Annotated in this window: 1 protein-coding gene; it reads right to left on the reverse strand. The window is 70.1% G+C overall.

Annotated features, from left to right (window positions below; all coding sequences use genetic code 11):
- Positions 1 to 572, reverse strand: a 572-nt coding sequence (locus ACFP2T_RS47065) for a condensation domain-containing protein (protein ID WP_377434363.1), incomplete at both ends; no start/stop codon positions are given.

Genomic DNA, 572 nt, shown 5'->3' on the forward strand with positions numbered 1-572 from the left:
GCAGCAGGCTCGCCCGGAACAACGGCCCAGCCGCCAGATCGAACGGCACCACCGCATCCGCAGCCAGCCACGCCTCCGCAGCCGCGACCGGGTCATCCTCACCCGACAGGTCGATCAACGGCAGATCGAACGACGCCGGCGGGTCGACCACCTGCCACGGCACCCCGTCAGCATCGGCGACCAGCCGGGTCCGTAGCACCTCATGCCGGGCCACCAACCCACCCAACGCCACGGCCAACACCGCCACATCAACCTCACCGGCCAGGTGGATCGGCATCGGCATGTTGTACTCGACCGAGCCGGGGTCGAGCTGGGCCAGGAACCACAACCGCTGCTGCGCGAACGACAACGGCAACAACCCGTCGCGGTCCACCGGCACGATCGGCGCCGCCACCACACCCGGCGACGCGGCGTCGATCACCTCGGCGAGACCCGCGATCGTCGGACCGTCGAACAACGCCGCGACCGGCACCTCCACGGCGAACACGGCCCGGATCCGGGACACCACCTGCGTGGCGAGCAGGGAATGCCCGCCCAGGGTGAAGAAGTTGTCGCGTACCCCGATCCGGTCC

Source organism: Plantactinospora solaniradicis, from assembly GCF_042658085.1.
GTDB classification, from domain to species: domain Bacteria; phylum Actinomycetota; class Actinomycetes; order Mycobacteriales; family Micromonosporaceae; genus Plantactinospora; species Plantactinospora solaniradicis.